22 protein-coding genes are annotated in these 23,302 nt (G+C 72.1%); 12 read left to right on the top strand and 10 right to left on the bottom strand.

Annotated elements, in window-relative coordinates:
• Positions 1-71 precede the first annotated feature (71 nt).
• From ACFQRI_RS10980 to ACFQRI_RS10960, 5 genes are all read left to right on the top strand, one after another.
• On the top strand, positions 72-869 hold the full coding sequence (locus ACFQRI_RS10980; RefSeq protein WP_380667287.1) for a S1 family peptidase: 798 nt from the start codon (positions 72-74) through the stop codon (positions 867-869).
• 154 nt (positions 870-1,023) lie between these two features.
• Positions 1,024-2,418 (top strand): class II fumarate hydratase, encoded by a 1,395-nt coding sequence (locus ACFQRI_RS10975; RefSeq protein ID WP_380667285.1) that lies wholly within the window; start codon positions 1,024-1,026, stop codon positions 2,416-2,418.
• 120 nt (positions 2,419-2,538) lie between these two features.
• Complete coding sequence (locus ACFQRI_RS10970) at positions 2,539-4,053, top strand: ATP-dependent DNA ligase (RefSeq protein WP_380667283.1); 1,515 nt, start codon at positions 2,539-2,541, stop codon at positions 4,051-4,053.
• Between the two features lie 12 nt (positions 4,054-4,065).
• Positions 4,066-4,482, top strand: a complete 417-nt coding sequence (locus ACFQRI_RS10965; protein WP_380667281.1) for a DUF4288 domain-containing protein — start codon at positions 4,066-4,068, stop codon at positions 4,480-4,482.
• Between the two features lie 56 nt (positions 4,483-4,538).
• On the top strand, positions 4,539-5,978 hold the full coding sequence (locus ACFQRI_RS10960; protein ID WP_380667279.1) for a GuaB1 family IMP dehydrogenase-related protein: 1,440 nt from the start codon (positions 4,539-4,541) through the stop codon (positions 5,976-5,978).
• An 87-nt stretch (positions 5,979-6,065) separates the two neighbouring features.
• Here the strand turns inward: ACFQRI_RS10960 and ACFQRI_RS10955 are convergent, their stop codons facing one another.
• Positions 6,066-7,373 (bottom strand): PhoH family protein, encoded by a 1,308-nt coding sequence (locus tag ACFQRI_RS10955; protein ID WP_380667336.1) that lies wholly within the window; start codon positions 7,371-7,373, stop codon positions 6,066-6,068.
• 873 nt (positions 7,374-8,246) lie between these two features.
• Here ACFQRI_RS10955 and ACFQRI_RS10950 point away from each other — a divergent pair.
• The gene (locus ACFQRI_RS10950; protein WP_380667277.1) at positions 8,247-8,492 is read left to right on the top strand and encodes a hypothetical protein; all 246 of its coding nucleotides are present in this window, start codon (positions 8,247-8,249) and stop codon (positions 8,490-8,492) included.
• Between the two features lie 278 nt (positions 8,493-8,770).
• On the top strand, positions 8,771-9,013 hold the full coding sequence (locus ACFQRI_RS10945; protein ID WP_380667275.1) for a hypothetical protein: 243 nt from the start codon (positions 8,771-8,773) through the stop codon (positions 9,011-9,013).
• A 98-nt stretch (positions 9,014-9,111) separates the two neighbouring features.
• Here ACFQRI_RS10945 and ACFQRI_RS10940 read toward each other — a convergent pair whose 3' ends face one another.
• Entirely contained in the window at positions 9,112-9,888 is a 777-nt protein-coding gene (locus ACFQRI_RS10940; protein ID WP_380667273.1) for an isoprenyl transferase, read from the bottom strand.
• A gap of 243 nt (positions 9,889-10,131) precedes the next feature.
• On the opposite strand from ACFQRI_RS10940, the gene trhA reads away from it, so the two are divergent.
• Positions 10,132-10,809 carry a PAQR family membrane homeostasis protein TrhA gene (trhA, locus tag ACFQRI_RS10935; protein ID WP_380667271.1) on the top strand — a complete coding sequence of 226 codons (678 nt, stop codon included), beginning with the start codon at positions 10,132-10,134 and terminating at the stop codon, positions 10,807-10,809.
• A 56-nt stretch (positions 10,810-10,865) separates the two neighbouring features.
• Here trhA and ACFQRI_RS10930 read toward each other — a convergent pair whose 3' ends face one another.
• The 3 genes from ACFQRI_RS10930 to mca all read right to left on the bottom strand — a co-directional run bounded on the left by ACFQRI_RS10930 (position 10,866) and on the right by mca (position 14,202).
• A complete protein-coding gene (locus ACFQRI_RS10930; protein ID WP_380667269.1) occupies positions 10,866-12,857 on the bottom strand; it encodes a thioredoxin domain-containing protein in 1,992 nt (663 codons plus the stop codon).
• Between the two features lie 152 nt (positions 12,858-13,009).
• Positions 13,010-13,321 (bottom strand): hypothetical protein, encoded by a 312-nt coding sequence (locus tag ACFQRI_RS10925; RefSeq protein WP_380667267.1) that lies wholly within the window; start codon positions 13,319-13,321, stop codon positions 13,010-13,012.
• Complete coding sequence (gene mca, locus ACFQRI_RS10920; RefSeq protein ID WP_380667265.1) at positions 13,318-14,202, bottom strand: mycothiol conjugate amidase Mca; 885 nt, start codon at positions 14,200-14,202, stop codon at positions 13,318-13,320. The genes ACFQRI_RS10925 and mca overlap by 4 nt, the downstream gene beginning before the upstream one ends.
• Before the next feature lie 245 nt (positions 14,203-14,447).
• Here mca and ACFQRI_RS10915 point away from each other — a divergent pair, with 245 nt between their 5' ends.
• Both ACFQRI_RS10915 and greA read left to right on the top strand, forming a co-directional pair.
• Positions 14,448-14,888 carry a DUF4307 domain-containing protein gene (locus ACFQRI_RS10915; protein WP_380667263.1) on the top strand — a complete coding sequence of 147 codons (441 nt, stop codon included), beginning with the start codon at positions 14,448-14,450 and terminating at the stop codon, positions 14,886-14,888.
• Between the two features lie 189 nt (positions 14,889-15,077).
• Complete coding sequence (gene greA, locus ACFQRI_RS10910) at positions 15,078-15,566, top strand: transcription elongation factor GreA (RefSeq protein ID WP_380667261.1); 489 nt, start codon at positions 15,078-15,080, stop codon at positions 15,564-15,566.
• Between the two features lie 162 nt (positions 15,567-15,728).
• Here the strand turns inward: greA and ACFQRI_RS10905 are convergent, their stop codons facing one another.
• Together ACFQRI_RS10905 and ilvA are read right to left on the bottom strand one after the other, a co-directional pair.
• Entirely contained in the window at positions 15,729-16,205 is a 477-nt protein-coding gene (locus tag ACFQRI_RS10905) for an Lrp/AsnC family transcriptional regulator (RefSeq protein WP_380667259.1), read from the bottom strand.
• Between the two features lie 74 nt (positions 16,206-16,279).
• Positions 16,280-17,491, bottom strand: a complete 1,212-nt coding sequence (ilvA, locus tag ACFQRI_RS10900) for a threonine ammonia-lyase (RefSeq protein ID WP_380667257.1) — start codon at positions 17,489-17,491, stop codon at positions 16,280-16,282.
• A gap of 107 nt (positions 17,492-17,598) precedes the next feature.
• On the opposite strand from ilvA, the gene ACFQRI_RS10895 reads away from it, so the two are divergent.
• Positions 17,599-17,826, top strand: a complete 228-nt coding sequence (locus ACFQRI_RS10895) for a hypothetical protein (protein ID WP_380667255.1) — start codon at positions 17,599-17,601, stop codon at positions 17,824-17,826.
• Positions 17,827-18,027: 201 nt separating this feature from the next.
• Here ACFQRI_RS10895 and ACFQRI_RS10890 read toward each other — a convergent pair whose 3' ends face one another.
• The 3 genes from ACFQRI_RS10890 to ACFQRI_RS10880 all read right to left on the bottom strand — a co-directional run bounded on the left by ACFQRI_RS10890 (position 18,028) and on the right by ACFQRI_RS10880 (position 21,875).
• Positions 18,028-19,167, bottom strand: coding sequence for a cystathionine gamma-synthase (locus tag ACFQRI_RS10890; protein ID WP_380667253.1), 1,140 nt, complete (start codon positions 19,165-19,167; stop codon positions 18,028-18,030).
• Between the two features lie 70 nt (positions 19,168-19,237).
• Entirely contained in the window at positions 19,238-20,410 is a 1,173-nt protein-coding gene (locus ACFQRI_RS10885; RefSeq protein WP_380667251.1) for a hypothetical protein, read from the bottom strand.
• Between the two features lie 97 nt (positions 20,411-20,507).
• Positions 20,508-21,875, bottom strand: coding sequence for a cystathionine beta-synthase (locus ACFQRI_RS10880; RefSeq protein ID WP_380667249.1), 1,368 nt, complete (start codon positions 21,873-21,875; stop codon positions 20,508-20,510).
• Positions 21,876-22,127: 252 nt separating this feature from the next.
• On the opposite strand from ACFQRI_RS10880, the gene ACFQRI_RS10875 reads away from it, so the two are divergent.
• Positions 22,128-23,057 (top strand): SGNH/GDSL hydrolase family protein, encoded by a 930-nt coding sequence (locus ACFQRI_RS10875; protein ID WP_380667247.1) that lies wholly within the window; start codon positions 22,128-22,130, stop codon positions 23,055-23,057.
• Positions 23,058-23,302: the final 245 nt, after the last annotated feature.

The following is a 23,302-nucleotide window of genomic DNA, read 5'->3' as shown; positions in this document are numbered from 1 at the left end:
CGGTACCTGCGTGATCTGCATCCCCTTAACTTCGCGGGGAAAGGGGATCTCGGCGGGGAGGGGTACCGGAGATGAGAAGGCTGTCCACACTGCTCGGCGGAGTCGCCGCGCTCGCGCTGAGCGCGGGATTCGCGCCCGCGGCCGTCGCGGCGGACGACCCGGGCGAGCTGATCGCCAGCGATGCGGAGCCGTTGATCGTCGGCGGGCACGAAGCCACCGAGCAGTACGACTTCATGGCCTCGCTGCAGCGCGAGGGCTCGCACAGCTGCGGCGCGTCGCTGATCGACCCGCAGTGGGTGCTCACCGCCGCGCACTGCGTGGCCGACGCCAAGCCCGGCGACCTGGGACTGCGCATCGGCAGCCCCACCTGGAGCAGCGGCGGCGAGGAGGCCGGGGTCGCCGAGATCGTCGTGCACCCGGACTACGCCACCAACAGCCCGAACGGCGACATCGCGCTGCTCAAGCTCGACCACGCCGCCTCGCGGACCCCGGTGGAGATCGCCGACGCGTCCGGCGAGGTGGGCACCCCGTCGCGGATCATCGGCTGGGGCGTGACCTGCCCGGTGCGCGGCTGCGGCGAACCGCCGGAGCAGCTGCAGGAGCTCGAGACCAACGTCACCGAGGACGGGGCGTGCTCGCTGAGCTCCATCGACCCGGCCACCGAGATCTGCACGGCCAGCTCGGAACCGCTGGCCAACGCCTGCTTCGGCGACTCGGGCGGCCCGCAGCTGGAGGGCACCCCCGGCGACTGGAGGCTGACCGGCGTCACCAGCAGGCTCGGCAGCCCGGTCCCGGTGTGCGGCACGGCGCCCTCGGTCTACACCGACGCCACGGCCTACGCGGACTGGATCAGCTCCACGATCAGCTGACCGGCGAGGCGAGAGCGGGGCGTTCCCTCGGGAGCGCCCCGCTCTCGCGCCGCGGAGAGATCCCGCACCTTCATCGATCAAGGATCGTGCTAGAACGGGCGCAGTGGGGCGGTTCACGCTGACCTCGGGATCCTCGCGGCGGGACACTCGGGACATGGCTGAACAGGAATTCCGGATCGAGCACGACACGATGGGCGAGGTTCGGGTGCCCGCCGAGGCGCTCTACCGCGCGCAGACGCAGCGCGCCGTGGAGAACTTCCCGATCTCCGGCCGGGGCCTGGAGCGCGCCCAGATCCGCGCGCTCGGCCTGCTCAAGGCCGCCGCCGCACGGGTCAACGGCCGGCTCGGGGTGCTCGACGCCGACGTCGCCGAGGCCATCGCCGCCGCGGCCGACGAGGTCGCCGAGGGGAAGCACGACGAGCACTTCCCGATCGACGTGTTCCAGACCGGTTCCGGCACGTCGTCGAACATGAACGCCAACGAGGTCATCGCCACCCTGGCCTCCGCCGCGCTGGGTCGCGACGTGCACCCGAACGACCAGGTCAACGCCTCGCAGTCGTCCAACGACACCTTCCCGACCACGATCCACGTCGCCGCGACCGAAGCGGTGCTCACCGACGTCGTCCCGGCGCTGGAGCACCTGGCCGAGACCGTCGAGGGCCGCGCGCAGGAGTGGACCGAGGTGGTCAAGTCCGGTCGCACGCACCTGATGGACGCGGTCCCGATCACCCTGGCGCAGGAGGCCGGCGCCTGGGCCACCCAGGTCCGCTACGGCGTGGACCGGCTGCGCTCCGGGCTGCCGCGCCTGGGCGAGCTGCCCATCGGCGGCACCGCGGTCGGCTCCGGGCTGAACGCTCCGGAGGGCTTCGGCGCGGCCGTGTCCGAGGAGCTCGCGAAGGTCACCGGCCTGCCGCTGACCGAGGCCCGCGACCACTTCGAGGCCCAGGCCGCGCAGGACTCGGTGGTGGAGACCTCCGGGCACCTGCGCACCGTGGCCGTCAGCCTCACCAAGATCGCCAACGACCTCCGCTTCCTGGGATCCGGCCCGCGCACCGGCCTGGGCGAGCTGGCGCTGCCGGACCTGCAGCCCGGCTCGTCGATCATGCCGGGCAAGGTCAACCCGGTCATCCCGGAGTCCACCCTGCAGGTGGCCGCCCAGGTGATCGGCAACGACGCCGCCGTGTCGTTCGCCGGCTCGCAGGGCAACTTCCAGCTCAACGTGATGCTGCCGGTCATCGCCCGCAACGTCCTGGAGTCGGCCCGCCTGCTGGCGGCGGTGTCCCGCCAGCTCGCCGACAAGGTCTTCGCCGGGCTGCAGGTCAACACCGAGCAGACGCGCGCCTACGCCGAGGGCTCGCCGTCGATCGTCACGCCCCTCAACCGCTACATCGGCTACGAGGAGGCCGCGGCGGTGGCCAAGCAGGCCCTGAAGGAGCGCAAGACCATCCGCGAGGTCGTGCTCGAACGCGGTCACGTCGAAAACGGCAAGCTCACCCGCGCCCAGCTCGACGAGGCCCTCGACGTGCTGCGGATGGCCAACGGCGGCTGAGCGACGCCACCCTCTTTTCGTCGAACGTCCCGAGCTCGCCCGCGGACTTTTGATGAGAAGGGCCACCACCCCCCGCGCGACGCGAGGTGGTTGTCGGCCGCGCGCAGCACCATGGGGGGCATGGTGCTGCTCTCGGACGTCGTCGCGGTCTCCGCGGAGGTCGCGGCGACGTCCTCGCGCAAGGCGAAGACGACGGCGATCGCCGAGCTGCTGCGGCGCCTGGACCGCTCCGAGGTGGCCCCCGCGACGGCGTTGCTGGCCGGGGAGCTGCCCGGCGGGCGCGCCGGGGTCGGCTGGTCGACGCTGGGGTCGCTGCAGGTCGAACCCGCTGCCGAGCCGCAGCTGACGATCGGCGAGGTGGCCGCCGCCGTCGACGAGGTGCGCGCGATCAGCGGCGCGGGCTCCGCGCAGCGGCGCGCCGAGGCGCTGACCCGGCTGCTGGCCCGCGCCACCGGCACCGAGCAGTCCTTCCTGGTCCGGTCGTTCGGCGGTGAGCTCCGCCAGGGCGCGCTGGAGGGCGTCGTGGTCGAGGCCGTCGCCGCGTCCTCCGGGGTGCGGGCGGAGGCGGTGCGGCGGGCCTTCATGCTCTCCGGGCGGCTGCCCGCGACCGCTGAGGCGGCGCTGCTCGGCGGCGAGGAGGCGCTGGCCGAGTTCCGCCTGGAGCTGTTCCGCCCGATCCGCCCGATGCTGGCCTCCCCCGCCGAGACCCTCGACGACGCCCTGGCCGAGCTCGGCGAGTGCAGCGTCGAGCACAAGCTGGACGGGGCGCGCATCCAGGTCCACCGCGACGGCGACCAGGTGCGCGTCTACACGCGGACGCTGCGCGAGATCACCCGCAACGTCGGCGAGCTCGTCGAGCTGGTGCGCGGGCTGGACTGCCGCTCGGTGGTGCTCGACGGCGAGACCCTCGCGCTCGACGACGCCGGTCGCCCGCGCCCGTTCCAGGAGACGATGGCCCGCTTCGGCGCGCAGGAGCAGCGCGCCGAGCTGCTGCACCCCTACTTCTTCGACTGCCTGCACCTCGACGGCGCCGACCTGCTCGACCGGCCGCTGCGCGACCGCCTCGCGGCCCTGGACCAGGTCGCCGCCGCGCACCGGATCCCCGGCGCTGTCTCCCCCGACCCGGAGCGGGCCGCGGCGCTCTTCGACGACGCGCTGGCCAGCGGCCACGAGGGCGTGGTCGTCAAGGACCTCGACGCGCCGTACGCGGCGGGGCGGCGCGGCAAGTCCTGGCGCAAGATCAAGCCGGCGCACACGCTCGACCTGGTCGTGCTCGCCGCCGAGTGGGGCCACGGCAGGCGCCGCGGCTACCTGTCCAACCTCCACCTGGGCGCCCGCGATCCCGACGGCGGACCGCCGATCATGGTCGGCAAGACCTTCAAGGGCCTCACCGACGAGCTGCTGGCCTGGCAGACCGCCGAGTTCCAGCGGCTGGCCACCGGCGGCGACGACTGGGCGGTGCGCGTCAGGCCGGAGCTGGTGGTGGAGGTCGAGCTCGACGGCGTGCAGACGAGCCCGCGCTACCCCGGCGGAGTGGCGCTGCGCTTCGCCCGGGTGCTCCGCTACCGGCCGGACAAGGACGCGGGCGAGGCCGACACCGTCGAGGCGGTGCGCGGCATGCTCCGCGGCGGGTGAGATCCTGGGGCCATGAGCGGCGAAGAATTCGAGGACGCGGTCGGTTCGATCAACATCGGACCGGGCACCATCGACCCGCGCGAGTTCCAGCGCGGCGCGGAGTCGGTCGAGCTGGAGCACTACGTGGCGGTGCTGCTGCTGGAAGCCACCTCGGAGGCCCCGGACCACGAGCCGCTGTTCGAGGAGTCCTTCGTGCTGCTCACCGCCGAGACCGCCGAGGAAGCCGCGGAGAAGGCCCGGGAGTGCGGCAAGCAGCAGGAGTCCAGCTACGTCGACGAGAACGACAACCCGGTCAGCTGGAAGCTCAAGCAGGTCGTGGAGGTCAAGCCGCTGGAGGACGCCACCCTCGACGACGGCTCCGAGCTCTACAGCCGGTTCTTCCGCAACCACCGCCCCTACACCGAGCTGGACTCCCTCGGCGAGGAGTGAACCCGGCCGTCCGTCCCGGGGCCCGTCCGGCGGGATGTCGCGTATCGTCGTGGGACGTGCAGTTCTTGAACGGGCAAACGCCCACCACAGACCTAACCTACGACGACGTGTTCCTGGCGCCGAAGCGCTCGGGGGTCGAGTCCCGGTTCGACGTCGACCTCGGCACCAGCGACGGGTCCGGCGCCACGCTGCCGATCGTGGTGGCCAACATGACCGCGGTCGCCGGGCGCCGGATGGCCGAGACGGTGGCGCGGCGCGGCGGGCTGGTCGTGCTCCCGCAGGACGTCGCCCCCGGCGCGGTCGCCGAGATCGTGTCCTGGGTGAAGGACCGCCACCCGCTGTGGGACACCCCGCTGGTCCTGCACAGCGAGGACGCGGTGGCCGACGCGCTGAACCTGCTGCCCAAGCGCGCGCACGGCGCGGTCGTGGTGGTCGATGACGCCAACCGCCCGCTGGGCGTGGTCGACGAGGCCGCCTGCACCGGGGTCGACCGGTTCGCCCGGGTCGGCGAGGTCGCCGACACCCACCCGGTGGTGCTGCCGCTGGACACCGAGCCGCGCGAGATCTTCGAGCAGCTGCACAAGCAGGCCCGCGACGTCGCGCTCGCGGTCGACGCCGACGGCGCGCTGGCCGGCATCCTCACCAAGCGGGGCGCGCTGCGCGCCGAGATCTACGCCCCCGCGCTCGACGACCGGGGCAGGCTGCGGGTCGCCGCCGCCGTCGGCGTGAACGGGGACGTGGCCGCCAAGGCCACCGCGCTGCTGGAGGCCGAGGTGGACGCGCTGGTCGTGGACACCGCGCACGGGCACCAGGAGAAGATGATCTCCGCGCTGAAGGCCGTCCGCTCGGTCGGCCCGTCCGTCCCGGTGGTCGCGGGCAACGTGGTCACCGCCGAGGGCGTGCGCGACCTGGCCGAGGCCGGCGCCGACGTGATCAAGGTCGGGGTCGGGCCCGGCGCGATGTGCACCACCCGGATGATGACCGGGGTCGGTCGACCGCAGTTCTCCGCGGTGGCCGAGTGCGCCGCCGAGGCGCGCAGGCTGGGCAAGCACGTGTGGGCCGACGGCGGTGTGCGGCACCCGCGCGACGTGGCGCTGGCGCTGGCCGCCGGTGCTTCCTCGGTGATGGTCGGCTCCTGGTTCGCGGGCACCTACGAATCGCCCGGCGACCTGCAGCGCGACGAGCACGGCAGAGCCTACAAGGAGTCCTTCGGGATGGCCTCCAAGCGCGCGGTCTCCGCGCGCACCCGCACCGACGGGGCCTTCGACCAGGCGCGCAAGGCGCTGTTCGAGGAGGGCATCTCCAGCTCCCGGATGAGCCTGGACCCGCAGTGCCCCGGCGTGGAGGACCTGCTGGACCGGATCACCTCCGGCCTGCGCTCCTCGTGCACCTACGCGGGCGCGCACGACCTCGAGGAGTTCCACGAGCGCGCCCTGGTGGGAATCCAGTCCGCGGCGGGCTTCGCCGAGGGCCGCCCGCTGCCGTCGGGGTGGTGACGGAGCCCTTTTCATCAGAAGTCCCCCGCGAGGTGAACCCTCGCGGGGGACTTCTGATGAAAAAGGCTCGGGCGTGACCTCCCGGCGCTACGGGTTGTCGCCCTCCAGGAGCTCGGTGACCAGCGCCGCGATCGGCGAGCGCTCCGAGCGGGTGAGGGTGACGTGGGCGAACAGCGGGTGGCCCTTGAGCTTCTCGATCACCGCGGCCACCCCGTCGTGCCTGCCGACCCGGAGGTTGTCCCGCTGCGCGACGTCGTGGGTGAGCACCACCCGCGAATTCATCCCGAGCCGGGACAGCACCGTGAGCAGCACGTTGCGCTCCAGCGACTGGGCCTCGTCGACGATCACGAACGCGTCGTGCAGCGAGCGCCCGCGGATGTGGGTCAGCGGCAGCACCTCCAGCATGCCGCGATCCATCACCTCTTCCAGGACGTTCTCGCTGGCGTGCGCGCCGAGCGTGTCGAACACGGCCTGCGCCCAGGGCGCCATCTTCTCGCCCTCGGTGCCGGGCAGGTAGCCGAGCTCCTGCCCGCCGACCGCGTAGACCGGGCGGAAGACCACGACCTTGCGGTGCTGCTGGCGCTCCATCACCGATTCCAGCCCCGCGCACAGCGCCAGGGCCGACTTGCCGGTGCCCGCCCGGCCGCCGAGCGAGATGATCCCGACCTCGGGATCCATCAGCAGCTCCAGCGCGATGCGCTGCTCGGCCGAGCGGCCGTGCAGGCCGAACACCTCGCGATCACCGCGCACCAGCTTGACCTGCTTGTCGGCGGTGACCCTGCCCAGCGCGCTCTGCGAGCCGGCCAGCATCCGCACACCGGTGTTCGGCGGGAGGTCGCGCGCCTCGTCCAGGTCGGCCACGCCGTCCTTGAACAGCGCGTCCACCGAGTTCGACCCCACGTCGACGTCGGCCATCCCGCTCCAGCCGGACGAGACCACGTCCTGGGCCCGGTACTCCTCGGCCTCCAGAGCCACCGAGGCGGCCTTGACCCGCAGCGGCATGTCCTTGGTGACCAGCACGACCCGGTTGCCCTCGGCCGCCAGGTTCAGCGCGCAGGCCAGGATCCGGGAGTCGTTGGAGTCGGTTCTGAAGCCCGGCGGCAGGACCGACGGGTCGGAGTGGTTGAGCTCGACGTGCAGCGAGCCTCCCTCCGATCCGACCGGCACCTGCTTGTCCAACCGGCCGTGCTGGATGCGCAGGTCGTCGAGCACGCGCAGGGCTTCGCGGGCGAACCACCCCAATTCCGGGTGCTGGCGCTTGCCCTCCAACTCCGAGATGACCACCAGCGGCAGCACCACGTGGTGCTCCGCGAACCGGGCCATGGCCCACGGGTCGGACAGCAACACCGAAGTGTCCAGGACATAGGTGCGAACCTCGCCTCCGTCGCTGGTCACGACGGGCGTGGACCCGGCGGCCGGGTCGGTCGTGCGAGGCTGGGAACGTCGTGCGGTCACGGCAACTCCCTCACGGGCGTGGCGTGCACACCCGCTCGTCGGCGGGCCGGTCTGGCCTGCTCGCGCCCGGCTGGGCGGTGCGCCCGCGCGGCCGCTGAGGCCGAGGACCGGCCCCTTCGCGACCAAGGTGGACGTGGTGAACGTCCGCTCCAGCCAACAGCCACGATCAGGGCCTCCCGGACGGGCCGCGTACGGACTTGCGGTGGAAACGGCCCGTCACCGCGAACGCTACCTGCGAGATCGAGCTTCGGCAGACAGCCACACAGGTGATTCGGAACCGCCCCGACTCACGCCCTGCAATCAGGGTGTTTGCCCTGCTCAGATGGTTAACGGAAGGTTTCGAGCCGGTTCGCGTCCAGGTCAGACCAGTGCGTCCGCACCCCCGCGCGGGCAGCTGGGCCTGCACGGCCGGTGATCCGCACTGCTCCGTTCGGGTGACCTGTCGGCGTGGCACCTGGTTGCCCGAACAACCAATTCGGTCGGACCAATGCGCGCGCGATCGCTCGATTTCCCGCGGGAAGGAACCGCGCCCCGCGAGTTCGCGTCCCATCCGAAACCGCGCGCGGTTCGATCGCCGTGCACCCGACACCGGACTTTAGGGTTTCCCACCTACACGTCAGGGTGATTTGTGGCGGGTCATTGTTTTCGCAACTTTAGGGGTCGAACCAATTTTCCACACGATAGTGGCAAGCGGTTGGGAATTCGGGGAGTCGCCCGGTTAGGTTGCTCGCCGGGCGCACGCGCGGACCCGCATCTCGCGGGAACGCGGAAAGCGCTCGACGCTTCATCCATCCCCAACAAGGAGCAACCGAAGTGCTGAAGAAAGCCGCGATCGTCACCGGTGCCGCCGCCGGCCTGCTGGCCCTCGCCCCGGTCGCCAACGCCGACAGCATGGACAACGAGGGCGTCAACGTCCTGAACGACCTCAACGCCAGCGTGCTGCCGGTGCAGGCCTGCGGCAACAACGTCGCCGTGCTGGGCGCGACCGTGCCGATCCTGTCCCCGCAGACCGCGCAGTGCGTCAACGCGCCGGTCGTCGACCACCCGAGCGCTGGCTGACGGACCGCCTGCGGCGAACACGCAGAATCAGCGGAAAAAGGGAGCGCCGGGCCCGCCCGGCGCTCCTTTTCGCGCCTCCGGGACCCGAATCGAATTCGCGCCGACCTGCGGGTTCCAATTTTTCCTTCACACAATAGTGGTATTCGGTTTGGGAGATCGGCACGCCCGTTGTAGTTTTCACCCCGGGACACACCAGGCTCGGTGGCCTCCTCGTGGTCTTTGCGAAGCCCACCCGGTGTGACTCCGAATCCCGCGGAATTCAAAGGAGAGTGAACCAAGTGCTGAAGAAGGCTGCGATTGTCGCCGGTGCCGCCGCCGGTCTGCTGGCCCTGGCCCCTGTCGCCAACGCCGACAGCATGGACAACGACGGCGTGAACGTGCTCAACGACAACAACCTCAGCGTGCTGCCGGTCCAGGCCTGCGGCAACAACGTTGCGGTGCTGGGCGCTGTCGTCCCGATCCTGTCCCCGCAGTCGAGCCAGTGCGTCAACGCGCCGGTGGTCGACCACCCGCAGGGCTGAGACAGCTCCTTCGGAAAGGCCAGGCCTGGACGGGCCTGGCCTTTTCACGTCCGCTGGGCCTTGCTCGGGGCCGCGGACCCCGCACCTGGTCCGGCCGCCTAGCCGCCGTAGCGGCGGTGCCGCACCGCGTAATCGCGCAGCGCGCGCAGGAAGTCGACGCGGCGGAACTCCGGCCAGTAGGCCTCGGTGAACCAGAACTCCGAGTGCGCCGACTGCCAGAGCATGAACCCGGAGAGCCGCTGCTCGCCCGAGGTGCGGATGAGCAGGTCCGGATCGGGCTGGCCGGAGGTGTAGAGGTGCTCGGCGATGTGATCGACGGTCAGCACCTCGGCGAGCTCCTCGATGGTGGTGCCCACCTCGGCGTGCTGCTGCAGCAGCTTGCGCACCGCGTCGGCGATCTCCCGGCGGCCGCCGTAGCCGACCGCGACGTTCACCTGCATCCCGGGCCTTCCCTCGGTGCGCAGCGCGGCGGCCGACAGGCGAGCGGCGGTCTCCGTGGGCAGCACGTCCAGCGCCCCGACGATCCGCACCCGCCAGGGCTTGCCCGGCGAGGTCAGCTCGTCGACCACCCCGGAGATGATCTCCATCAGCGCCTTGAGCTCGTCCTCGGTCCGGTTGAGGTTGTCGGTGGACAGCAGCCACAGCGTGACGACCTCGACCTGGGCCTCCTCGCACCAGCCGAGCATCTCGGCGATCTTGCGCGCGCCCGCGCGATGCCCGTGGACGGAGTCGAGGCCGGCTTCCTTGGCCCATCTGCGGTTGCCGTCCAAGATCACACCGACGTGCCGGGGGTGCTGCACCCCGTCGAGCTTGCGGGCGAGCCGCCGCTCGTACGCCGCGTACATGAGGTCTTTCAACCGGTCCTTGAGCGCCACGCCACATGAGACTACGCGGATCCGCCCCCGCCGCTGTCCCCGCCTCCGGCGCCTTCACCACCCGTGTTCGAACCCGTGTCGCAACGGTGACGCCGGAGTGCGCGCCGTCACGAACCCGAAGCCCCGCAACCGCCGACGCGGCACCGCTGCGCGGTCGGCCGCGACGAACGCGGCCCGCGAGAGTGTCCCGCGGACGATGAAGGTCACTTCGGCGAAAACCTGCGTTCCCGTAGCCTCTTGGGTGTGAGCAACGCACTCTCGACCCGACGGGCGAACGCCTTCATCAAGCCGCGGATGCGCGGCTGGATCCACCTCTGGTCGCTGGTGGTCTCGGTCGTCGCGGGAGCGACCCTGATCGCGCTGGCGGCATCGACGGTCTCGCCCGCGGCGGCCGCGGGCACCTCCATCTACGTGGCCACGGTGCTCGGCTTGTTCGGCATCAGCGCGCTGTATCACCGCAAGACCTGGCAGTCGGTGGGCGCCCGCACCTGGATGCGGCGCCTGGACCACTCGATGATCTTCCTGTTCATCGCGGGGACCTACACGCCGTTCGCGATGCTGGCCATGCGTCCGACCACCGGAGCGATCGTGCTCGCGGTCGTCTGGGGCGGCGCGCTCGGCGGCGTCGTGCTCAAGCTCGCCTGGCCGCACGCCCCGCGCTGGGTCGGCGTCCCGGTCTACATCGCGCTGGGCTGGGTGGCCGTCTTCGTGCTGCCCGACCTGCTGCACCACGCCGGGGTGGCCGCGCTGGTCCTGCTCCTCGTCGGCGGCGTGCTCTACAGCCTGGGCGCGGTGTGCTACGCCACCCGCCGGCCGGACCCGTGGCCGAAGACCTTCGGCTACCACGAGTTCTTCCACTCCGCGGTCTCCGCGGCGGCCATCTGCCACCACGTGGCGATCTGGCTCGCGCTCTACGCGTAGCCGGTCCGGCCGAGAACCGCTCCCGCCCGGGGCTCGGTTCTCGGCCGGAGCCCCGCTCAGCGCGCCAGCGTCGCGGCGAGCTCCGACCGGGTGGTCACCGGGTGATCGCACACGTACCCGTGGCACACGTACGCGGCCGCGCGCCCGTCGACCAGCGGGCGGTCGGCCAGCAGCGGGGCGGCGCCCGGCTCGCCCGCCAGGACCACCGCACCGCCCGGCGCCGTCCGCCGCGCCTCGGCCAGCAGCTCGCCGCCGTCGCCGACGATCGCGACCTGCAGCGGACCGTGCGCCCTCGCCTCGGCGGCGGTCAGCCAGTGCCCGGCGAAGCGCGGAACCCGCTGGACGAGCAGGCCGACCCGGGAGAGCGCCTGCTCGGCGGCGCTCCGGTAGCCGCCCGCGCGATCGGGGCCGACCAGCGCCGAGGCGGTGAGCAGGGCCGCGGCCAGCGCCGAGGCACCGGCCGGGCTGGCGTTGTCGGTGGGGTCGGAGGGCCTGCGCACCAGGGCCTCCGCGTCCCCGGCGGTGTCGTGGAAGGTGCCCGGGTGCTCGTGGTCGGCGAACTGCTCCAGCGCGACGTCCAGCAGCTCGCACGCCGCGCTCAGCCAGCGCTCCTCGGCGGTGGCCTGGTGCAGCGCGAGCAGCCCGTCGGCGAAGCAGGCGTAGTCCTCCAGCACCCCGGCCGCCGTGCCGACCACGCCCTCGCGGGAGGTGCGCCGCAGCCTGCCGTCCACCAGGTGCGCGCTCAGCAGCAGCTCGGCCGCCTGCGCCGCGGCCTCGACCCAGCCGGGTTCGTCCAGCGCGGCGGCGGCCTCGACCAGCCCGGTGATCGCCTGGCCGTTCCAGGCGGTCACGACCTTGTCGTCCTCCCCGGGCTGCGGGCGCTCGGCGCGCGCGGCCAGCAGGCTCTCGCGCACCCGCGCCCAGCGGGCCTCGTCGTCCGGGTCGCGCAGCAGCTGCAGCGTCGAGCTGCCCCGCTCGAAGGTCCCCGCGGCGGTGACCTCGAACAGCTCCGCCGCCCAGGCGCCGTCCTCCTCGCCGAGGGCTTCGCGCAGCTGACCCGGGGTCCACACGTAGGTCAGGCCCTCCACGCCCTCGGTGTCGGCGTCCAGCGAAGCGGCGAAGCCGCCCTGCGGGGTGCGCAGGTCCCGCAGCAGGAACTCGGCGGTCTCCCGCGCCACCCGCGCGGCCAGCTCGTCGCCGAGGCGCCCGAGGTGGGCGTAGGCGCGCAGCAGCAGGGCGTTGTCGTAGAGCATCTTCTCGAAGTGCGGCACCACCCAGCCCGCGTCGACGCTGTAGCGGGCGAAACCACCGGCAAGCTGGTCGTAGATCCCGCCGCGCGCCATCGCCGAGCAGGTCTCCCGCGCCAGCCGCAGCGCCTCCTCGGAACCGGTGCGCTCGTGGTGGCGCAGCAGGAACTCCAGCACCATCGACGGCGGGAACTTCGGCGCGTCGCCGAAGCCGCCGTTGGTGCGGTCGGATTCCGCCCGCAGCCGGGCGACCGCGCCGGCCAGCACCTCGTCGTCGAGCACCGCCTCGGGCAGCGGCGAGCGCTGCTCGTTGAGCTGCTCGACGACCCGCGCGGCCGACTTGCGGACCTCCTCGCCGCGGTTGGCCCACGCGTCGCCGACCGCCGTGACCAGCTGGGTGAACGACGGCATCCCGGGCATCGGCGTCTTCGGGTAGTAGGTGCCGCAGTGGAACGGCTCGCCGTCGGCGGTCAGGAAGCAGGTCATCGGCCACCCGCCCTGGCCGGTCATGCCCTGGGTGGCCTCCATGTAGACCGCGTCGATGTCCGGGCGCTCCTCCCGGTCGACCTTGATGTTGACGAAGCGCTCGTTCATCAGCGCCGCGGTCTCGGGGTCCTCGAAGGACTCGTGCGCCATCACGTGGCACCAGTGGCAGGCCGCGTACCCGACGGACAGCAGCACCGGCACCTCCCGCCGCCGCGCCTCCTCGAAGGCCTCGGGGCACCACGGCCACCAGTCCACCGGATTGTCCGCGTGCTGCAGCAGGTAGGGGCTGGTCGCGTCCGCAAGCCGATTCGCCATGCCCCGAGCGTCCCACCACGACCGCCCCGCGCACCAACCGCCCGACGATCACCGCGGAGGCGCCCTTTTTCATCAGAAGTCCCCCGCGGGCCGCGGGGGACTTCTGATGAAAAGGGCGAGATCCACCGCGCGGTGCGCGCGGGCCCCGCGGGTCAGGTGGTGCTGGAGTCCGTCCTGCCCTTGTCCTCGGCTTCGGCGGACGGCTCGGCCTCCTCCGCCTCCTCGGCGGCCTCGGCCTCGGCTCGCTTGACGCGGGCGGGGGCCGCTGCGTCCGCCTTGTCCTCGTCGAAGCTCTTCGGGAGCTTCTTGAGGTGCTTGGTCATGGAGCGGACCAGGAAGATCACCGCGATCACCAGGACGATCAGCAGCACCAGCCCGACCGGCGAGGACTTGCCGAAGTCCTCGCCCTGACCGCCGGGGTCGTTCGGCGCCTGGGCCAGCACCAGCGCGATCGCGTCCGTCATGCGCACACCCTCTCCTGGACCCCGGAGAACAGGTCGTCCTCCGGCAGCGTGGTGTCGACCAGGGAGCGGACCAGCTCGTAGTCCTCGGTCGGCCACAGCTCGCGCTGAGTCTCGCAGGAGACGGCGAACCACCGGCTGTTCGGGTCGATCTGGGTGGCGTGGGCGCGCAGCGCGTCGTCGCGCGCCTCGAAGTGGTCGCCGCAGGGCACCCGGGTGGTGACCCGGTCGTCCGGGTCGGGCCGGCCCTGCTCGTCCCAGCGCTCCAGCCAGGCGGTGTACGGCGACTCCTTGCCGTCGGCGAGCAGGGACTCGTGGAACAGCTGCATGCGCTTGCGGGAGAAGCCGTGCGAGTAGTACAGCTTCAACGGCTGCCACGGCTCGCCGTCGCCGGTGAACAGGTCCGGGTCGCCCGCGGCGTCGAAGGCCGCCACCGAGATCTCGTGGGTCCGGATGTGGTCCGGGTGCGGGTAGCCGCCGTTCTCGTCGTAGGTGATCAGCACGTGCGGCCGGAACTCCCGGATGACCTTGACCAGCTCGCGGGTCTCCTCCTCGACGGGCAGCGTGGCGAACACGCCCTCGGGCAGCGGCGGGGGCGGGTCGCCCTCCGGCAGGCCGGAGTCGACGTAGCCCAGCCAGCGGTGCTGGACCCCTAGGATCTCCGCGGCCCGGGCCATCTCCTCCCTGCGGATCCGGGTGAGGTTCGCCTCCACCTCCGGCCGCTCCATGGCGGGGTTGAGGATGCTTCCCGCCTCGCCTCCAGTGCAGGTGACGACCATCACGTCGTGACCTTCGGCCACGTAGCGCGCGGTGGTCGCGGCCCCCTTGCTGGCCTCGTCGTCCGGGTGCGCGTGCACCGTCATGAGCCGCAGCTTTTCCGCCATCGCCCCGTTGTTCCTCCCGCTCGTGTGAGCATCCGCCCTGGGTAAAGCGTTACGGCATCCTTCGCGACGCGCCGTCGCGGTATCCGTCCGAAGAACGCGGCCCCGCCGTCGAGCCGCCGGACGCCCCCGGGGATACTCAACGCGAATGTCCGGCCCCATTGTTCCCGGTGGGACCGACACCACCGGCGCCGCCCCCGGACGGCGCCGCCGAATCGCAGCCGGAGACCGAAGGGCCGTCGGGTCGAGTGACGAACCAGCAGCTCCCGCCGGAGCGGTACGGATCGCGCGGCCGCGTCGCGCGATCCCGCCCCGCGCTGCGCTGGTCGCTGCTCGCCCTCGCGCTGGTGGCGCTGGTGGGGGTGGCCGTCCTCGGCTACCGCAACCTGGGCAGTCCGCCGATCGACGGCAAGCAGGTCGCCTTCCGCATCGTGGACGACCACACGGTGCAGGTCACCGTCGAGGTCCAGCGCGACGACCCGGCCAAGCCCGCCGATTGCGTGGTCCGGGCGCGCGCCGAGTCCGGTGTCGAGGTCGGCAGGCGCGAGGTGCTCATCCACCCGTCCGAGGGCGTGACCCGGCAGGAGACCCAGCTGCGCACGTCCGGCAGAGCCGTCATCGGGGAGGTGTACGGCTGCACTTACAACGTTCCTGAATATCTGTCCACCCAGACGCGGCCAACCGGGTGAACAACACCGCACCACGCCGGGCGGCTCGAAATTCCGGCCCCTCGGCGTGTTGATTCGTGCTATCGTCGACTGCAGCACGGCCCCGACGCGGGCCGTGTTTTTCCGTTACTTGGCATCGGCCCGAGAAAAGCACGGAATTGGAATGAGTCCCGCGCGAGCGCGGGTCGCAGTCGACGAGGAGTGGTGACCGTGAGCGATACCCAGGTGACCTGGCTGACCCAGGATGCTTACGACCGGCTCAAGGGTGAGCTGGACGAGCTCGTGGCCAACCGCCCGGCGATCGCCGCGAAGATCAACGAAGCCCGCGAGGAGGGCGACCTGCGGGAGAACGGCGGTTACCACGCCGCCCGCGAGGAGCAGGGCCAGGTCGAGTCCCGGATCCGCCAGCTGCAGGAACTGCTGCGCACCGCCAAGGTCGGCGACGTGCCCACCCAGTCCGGTGTCGCCAAGCCCGGCTCGGTGCTGACCGTCCGCTTCGACGACGAGGACGAGACCGAGAAGTTCCTGCTGGCCACCCGCGAGGAGGGCGCGCACGGCGACCTCGAGGTCTACTCCCCGAGCTCGCCGCTGGGCCAGGCGCTGCTGGACGCCGAGGAGGGCGAGGCTCGCGAGTACGAGCTGCCCAACGGCGGCACCATGAAGGTCACCCTGGTCAAGGCGGAGCCCTACACCGGCTGATCGCGCGCAATTGCGCATTCGCGCATTCGTCGATCAGGGCATCGCCCACGGCGAATCGACCACCGAAACATCTTCGCGCCTTCAGCGCATTCAGGAATCGATTCCGGGCCGCTGCATTCGCGGGCGTCCCCCGCTGCCGGGGGGCGCCCGCGATGTTTCGCCCTACTCGGCCTCGGCGAGGCGGTCGAGCAGCGGGCGCACCCTGGGCGCGACCGGGGTGGACAGCGCGATCGACGTCGAGGTGCGCCGCACCCCCGGCGCGGCGACCACCTCGTCGATCACCCGCTGCAGGTCGGCGTTGTCGGTGGCCACCATGCGCACGAACAGGTCGCCCTGCCCCGTGGTTGCGTGCACCTCGCACACCTCGTCGATGGCCTCCAGCTGCTCGACGACCGGGGCGCGGTACCCCTGCGCGATCTCCAGGACCGCGAAGGCCGTCAGCCCGTAGCCCATCTCGGCCAGGTCGAGCTCGGGCGGGAAGCCGCGCAGCACGCCGCGCTCGATCATGCGGTCCATCCGCGCCTGCACGGTGCCGCGCGCGACGCCGAGCCGGCGGGAGCACTCCAGCACGCCCAGCCTCGGCTCATCGCTGAGCAGCAGCAGCAGTCGCGCGTCCAGGGAATCCAGGCTTCCGGGCACGTCACGCTCCCCGATCGCTGGTGGTTTGGCCCAAAGCTACACGCCGCCCCCGGCGAGCGGCCGCGGCCGAACCCCTACCGCCGCGCCAGGATCGTGTACCCGGTGGCCTCCAGCTGCTCGACGACGTACTCCCGGTGCTCCGGCCCGCGGGTCTCCAGCGAGACCTCGACGTCGACCTCGCCGAGCGCCAGCGCGCCCGCGATCCGGGAGTGCTCGATGTCGATCACGTTCGCGGTCAGCTCCCCCAGCCGGGCGAGCAGCGCCGCGAGCGAGCCGGGGCGGTCGGGCAGCCGGACGCGCAGCGAGAGGTAGCGACCGGCGGAGGTCATGCCGTGCTGGATGAGCTGCAGCATCAGCAGCGGGTCGATGTTGCCGCCGGAGACGATCGCGGCGGTCGGCGAGACGACCTGCTCCGGGTGCTCCAGCAGCGCGGCCACCGCGGCCACGCCCGCGGGCTCGACCACGAGCTTCGCCCGTTCCAGGCACAGCAGCAGGGCCCGGGACAGCGACTCCTCGGTGACCGTGAGAACGCCGTCGGCGAGCTCTCTGACGTGCGCGAACGGCACGGCGCCCGGTTCGGCCACGGCGATCCCGTCGGCCATCGTGTGGGTCTCGCGCAGCGCGACCGGCTTTCCCGCGGCCAGCGATCCCGGCCAGGCCGCGGCCTGCTCGGCCTGCACCGCCAGCACCTTCACCTCCGGCTTGCGGGCCTTGACCGCCGCGGCGACCCCGGCGACCAGCCCGCCCCCGCCGGTGGGCACCAGGACGGTGCGCACGTCCGGCAGCTGCTCCAGGATCTCCAGGCCGACGGTGCCCTGACCGGCGATGATGTCCGGGTGGTCGAACGGGTGGATGAACTCCGCGCCGGTGCGCTCGGCGTGCTCCCGCGCGGCGACGAGGGTCTCGGCGACGTTGGCCCCGTGCAGCCGGACCTCGGCGCCGTAGGACTTGGTCGCCTCCAGCTTCGGCAGCGGCGCGCGCTCGGGCATGAACACCGTCGCCCCGATGCCCAGCTGCGCCGCGGCGAGCGCCACGCCCTGCGCGTGGTTGCCCGCGCTCGCTGCCACCACCCCGGCCGCGCGCTGCTCGGGGCTCAACCCGAGCAAGCGCACGTAAGCGCCGCGGAGCTTGAACGAGCCGGTGCGCTGCAAGTTCTCGCACTTGAGGTAGATGTCCCCGCCGACGAACTCGCCGAGGACGCGGGAGTGCTCCAACGGCGTGCGGCGCGCGACGTCGGCGAGCTTCTTGTCCGCCTCGTGGATGCGATCCAGGTCTACCAGCTGCATGGGCCAATCGTGCCACCGCTGATCTCCGGCGACCCGGGCGGCGCGTTCGGTACCCTCTGATGACGAGATGTGACGGCGCAGTGGCTTCGAGCAGCCGGGGAGGGAACATGGCGCAGCACAGCAGCGCGGTCCCGCTGGCCACCGGTCTGCTGACCGCCGCGGTCCTGTCCGGCGCGGCGGCGCTGGTGGTCCTGCAGTCCGGCTGCGAGGAGCCGGGCGCGTACCTGGAGCGCGACGGGGTGATCGAGCTGGTCGGCGGCTGCTTGCAGCCCAGCGACCTCCCGGTGGTCCCGCAGAACCCCGCCGAGGGCGATCCCCTGGGCATCGCGCCCTAGCCGTTCTGCTCGGGCGTGCGGCGGAGCGGCTGTTCCGGGTGGGCTCCAGCCGGAACAGCGGCGGGTTCTGAGCGGCGTCGTGACGAGGACGCCGCGACGCCGCTCAGCGCCACGAGGAGCGGCGCCCGGAGTCGGCGGAGCCGCTCAGAACCCGCCGCGGTGTCGAGCAAGGCGGTTCCCGTGGAAGCGGAGAACCGCTGGTCAGCCCAGGGCCTGGAGCAGGTCCTCGACCAGGTCGTCGGCCTCCTCGATGCCCACGGACAGGCGCACCAGGTCCGCCGGGACCTGCAGCATCGAGCCCGCGGTGCTCGCGTGCGTCATCCGCCCCGGGTGCTCGATCAGCGACTCGACCCCGCCCAGCGACTCGGCGAGGGTGAACAGCCGGGTCTTCGCGCAGACGTCCAGGGCGGCCTGCTCGCCGTCGACGTGGGTGAACGACACCATGCCGCCGAAGAGCTTCATCTGCTTGGCCGCGACCTCGTGCCCCGGGTGGTCGGCCAGCCCCGGGTAGAAGATCTTGGCGACCTTCGGGTGGTCGGCCAGCGCGGCGACCACGCGCTCGGCGTTGGCGCTGTGCCGCTCCATGCGCACGCCGAGCGTCTTGACTCCGCGCAGGGTCAGGAACGCGTCGAACGGGCCGGGGACCGCGCCCGCGCCGTTCTGCAGGAACGCCAGCTGCTCGGCCAGCTCGTCGTCGGAGGTGACCGCGACACCGCCGACCACGTCGGAGTGCCCGCCGAGGTACTTGGTGGTGGAGTGCACGACCGCCGTGGCGCCCAGCTCGATGGGCTGCTGCAGGAACGGCGAGGCGAAGGTGTTGTCCACGACCATCTTCAGGCCGCGCTCGTCGGCCAGCTGCCCGATCGCGGCGATGTCGGCGATGTTGAGCAGCGGGTTGGTCGGCGTCTCGACCCAGATCAGCTTGGTGTTGTCCTGGATCGCCGCGCGCACGGCGTCGACGTCGGAGACCTGCGCCGGGGTGTAGGAGATCCCCCAGCCGGTGAGCACCTTGTCGATCAGCCGGAAGGTGCCGCCGTAGGCGTCGTCCGGGATGACCATGTGGTCGCCCGGGCGCAGCGCGGAGCGCAGCAGGGCGTCGGTGGCCGCCATGCCCGAGGCGTAGGCCCGCCCGTGCCGGGCGCCCTCCAGGTCGGCCAGGCACTGCTCCAGGGCCGTTCGGGTCGGGTTGCCGGTGCGCGAGTACTCGTAGCCGGCGCGCATCCCGCCGACCCCGTCCTGCGCGTAGGTCGACGTGGCGTGGATCGGCACGATCACCGATCCGGTCGTCGGGTCCGCCTCCTGGCCCGCGTGGATCGCGCGGGTGGCAAAGCCATCACTCATGCCGAGCAGCCTACGACAGCGAAGTGCCCCCGACCTGGCCAGGTCGGGGGCACTTCGACTCGCTGTCAGCTCACCACTGCGGCGGCTGCGGGGGCTGGCCGTAGCCGCCCTGCGGGGGCTGCTGCGGCGGCTGCCCGTAGCCCTGCTGCGGGGGCTGGCCGTAGCCCTGCTGCGGGGGCTGGCCGAACTGCTGCGGGGGCTGCTGCGGCTGCTGGCCGAACTGCTGGGGCGGCTGCTGGCCGAAGCCCTGCTGCGGGGGCTGGCCGAAGCCGCCCTGCTGGGGCTGACCGAAGCCGCCCTGGGGCGGGCCGAATCCACCGGAAGCCGCCGGCGCGGGAGCGCCGCCGTTGGCCCAGGCGCGCACCTGCGGCAGGAAGGCCAGCACGGCCAGGGCGATGCCGAAGAGCATCCCGATGACCGGGGAGAAGCTGGGGTACATGATCATGTTGATCAGCCCGGCGAGCACGCCGACGGCGGCCGCACCGCCGATCATCAGCGCGCCGATGGCCTTCCGCTTGAGCAGCAGGATGCCGCCGACGAGGTACACGATCGAAGCGATCATGCCGATGATGCTCATCGTGTAGAGCAGGCCCATGCTGGGCATCTCCGCCGCCATGCCCGGCGGCAGCGAGGACATCATCGAGGACGCGGCGGCCAGGCCGACGATCCCGACGATGCCGAAGATGACTCCCAGGCCGCCGAAGACGATGCCCAGGATCGCGCACAGCTTCGCCAGCCCCGGGTTGCCGGCTTCCTGCTGGCCGTAGAAGCCCGGTCCCGGCGGCGGGGCGCCGAAGCCCTGCGCCTGCGGGGCCGGGAAGCCGCTGCCGGGCGTGCCGTGGGCCTGCTGCGGCTGGGCCGGGAACCCGCCGGGCTGGGACTGGGTGCCCGGCTGCTGGTACATGGGCTGCGGCGGCTGTGCCGACGGCGGGACCATCGAGGTCGCCTCGGCGCCACCCGGCTGCCCGCCCAGGCCCGGCTGCTGGTACATCGGCTGCGGACCGGGCTGCGCCGACGGCGGCACCACCTGGGTGGAGTCGCCGGCCTGGCCGGGCTGCTGACCCGGCTGCACCATCTGGGTCGACTCGCCGGTCGAGGACTGGTCCTGCCCGGACTGCTGCTGCACCGGCCGCACGACCTGAGTCGAGTCACCGCCGGCCTGGTTCGGGTCCTGGGGGTCCATGCGGTTCGAAATCGGGTCCGAACCCTGCTGACCGCCGTCCGGCGGCTGCGGAGAGCTCATCGGGTACTACTCCCTTGCGGCGTCCAAAGTCCTGGGCATACGACGACCACCACGCTATCTGATCTCCGTGATCATCGTGGCCATCCGCGACAAGTCGTCATCGCCCGGCGATGAATCCAAGCACATCCTGGCGCGTGACCACCCCGGCGGGCTTGCCGTCGACCAGGACCATCGCCCCGTCCGCGCCGGTCAGCGCCGTCATCGCGGAGCTGATCTCCTCGCCCGCGCCGATCGTGGGCAGCGGCGGGGACATGTGGTCCTCGACCTTGTCCGCCAGGTTGGCCCGCCCGGCGAACAGGGCGTCCAGCAGGTCGCGCTCGTTGATCGCGCCGACGACCTCGGCGGCCATCACCGGCGGCTCGGCCTTGACCACCGGCATCTGCGAGACGTTGAACTCGCGCAGGATGACCACCGCGTCCGCGACGGTCTCGGTGGGGTGGATGTGCACCAGCTCCGGGATCGTGCCGTCCTTGCGGCGCAGCACGTCGCCGACGGAGCCGCCGCCGTGGTCCGGCGAGAGGAAGCCGTAGGAGGCCATCCAGGAGTCGTTGAAGACCTTGCCGAGGTACCCGCGACCGCCGTCCGGGAGCAGCACCACGATCACCGAGTCCGGGTCCGCGGTCTTGGCGACCTCCAGGGCCGCGGCCACCGCCATCCCGCAGGAACCGCCGACCAGCAGCGCCTCCTCGTGGGCCAGCCGCCGGGTCATCTGGAAGGAGTCGGCGTCGGAGATCGGCACGATCTCGTCGCAGATGTCGCGGTCGTAGGTGCTCGGCCAGAAGTCCTCGCCGACGCCCTCGACCAGGTACGGACGGCCGTGGCCACCGGAGTAGACCGAGCCCTCCGGGTCGGCACCGATGATCTTGACCTGGCCGTCGGAGACCTTCTTCAGGTACGAACCGGTTCCCGAGATGGTGCCACCGGTGCCGATGCCCGCCACGAAGTGCGTGACCTTGCCGCCGGTCTGCTCCCAGATCTCGGGGCCGGTGGAGTGCACGTGGGACTCCGGGTTGGCCGGGTTGGCGTACTGGTTGGGCTTCCAGGCGCCCTCGATCTCCTCGACCAGCCGGTCGGAGACGCTGTAGTAGGAGTCCGCGTGCTCCGGCGGGACCGCGGTCGGGCACACCACGACCTCGGCGCCGTAGGCCTTGAGCACGTTGCGCTTGTCGTCGCTGACCTTGTCCGGGCAGACGAACACGCAGCGGTAGCCCTTGCGCTGGGCGACCATCGCCAGGCCGACCCCGGTGTTGCCCGAGGTGGGCTCGACGATCGTCCCGCCGGGCTTGAGCTCGCCGGACTCCTCGGCCGCCTCGATCATGCGCAGCGCGATGCGATCCTTGACGCTGCCGCCGGGATTCAAGTACTCGACCTTGGCCAGCACCGGGGGTTGCCCGGTGGCCACCGCGTTCAACCGGACCAGCGGGGTGTTGCCCACCAGCTCGGTGACGTGCTCGACGTAGTCCACGTCCCGTCCTCAACTCGCTCGTCGGAGTGGCCGCGCGCACGACTCCCGAGCGCGCGCGGCGGTTGCGGAATCGAGCGTAATCGCCTGGTCAGACGCTAACCCAAGCGACCTGCCCGACGACACACGTAAAGGGAAGGTTTTCGACGCCGCGAGCGTCTTCCCGATGACGGGGCGTGTTCAACGGGCCCACCGCCGTGCGGATGGGTGAGCATGACCAGGAGCGGCGCGGCAGAGGTGGTGCGAGGAGGGGTCATGATCGGGGTGAAGGCGTTGCGGCTCGCCCTGCTGGCGGCGGGGACCGCGGGAGGGCTCTCCGGCGCGGCCTACGGCCTGCTCAACGGCCAGGCCGGGCACGCGCGCCGGGTCATCGGACCGCCGGCGGCGGGCCCGCTGCGCGCGGACGGGGTGCACCTGCCCGGCGACGTGGGCCCGGTGCCGCGCGCCGAGCTGCCCGCCGGCACCCGCCCGCTGGAGTTCGCGGTGCTCGGCGATTCCTCGGCGGCGGGGCTGGGCGTGGACTTCCCGGCCGAGCTGCCCGGGGTCCGGCTGGCGCGGGGGCTGGCCGACGAGCTGGACCGACCGGTCGCGCTGCGCACGCACGCCATCGTCGGCACCACCTCGCGGGAGCTCTCCGGGCAGGTCGAGGCCGTGCTGCGCAACCCGCCCGAGATCGCGCTGATCCTCATCGGGGCCAACGACGTGACCTCGCAGCTGGCGGTGTCGACCTCGGCGAGCCTGCTCGGCAAGGCGGTGCGCGAGCTCGTGGCCGCCGACGTGCAGGTCGTGGTGGGCACCTGCCCGGACCTGGGCGCGGTCCGCCCGATCCCGCAGCCGCTGCGCTCGGTGGCCAGCCGCTGGAGCTTCGCGCTGGCCAGGGCGCAGCGCCGCGAGGTGGAGGCCAACGGCGGCGACGCGGTCCCGCTGGCGGATCTGCTGTCTCCGGAGTTCCTGGCCCGGCCCGCGGAGTTCTTCAGCCCGGACAACTTCCACCCGTCGGCCGCCGGCTACGAGGCCGCCGCCGAGCTCCTGCTGCCGGTGATGTGCATGGCGGTGGGCGCCTGGCAGGGCGGTCCCCTCCCGGCGGCTCCCACCCGCTCCGAGGCCGCGGAGGCCCGCCGCCCCACCAGCCGCCTCATCGCCCACCTCAACCGCCGCCTCCACCACCACCGCCCCAACCCCTGACCGAATCACCCCGATCCGTCCCCCGAACCACCTCCCGTTCCGCACCCCGATCGGGAGGTGATTCGGGGACGGATTCGCCTCCCATTCCGGGTCGCGTTTCGGCAGGTTTTGGGGCGGTCGGGGAGACCCGTGCCGACGCGGGAGAGACCGACTGGTCGGTTTGGGGGTTGTCGGTGGCGAGGGTCACCGCGAGGATGGGGGTGGCGGGCTTAAAGTGACTGGTCAGTAACAACCGCTCCCGAGCG

This window comes from Saccharopolyspora griseoalba, assembly GCF_042665275.1.
GTDB lineage: Bacteria > Actinomycetota > Actinomycetes > Mycobacteriales > Pseudonocardiaceae > Saccharopolyspora > Saccharopolyspora griseoalba.
This window is presented reverse-complemented; position numbering and strand designations above follow the sequence as displayed.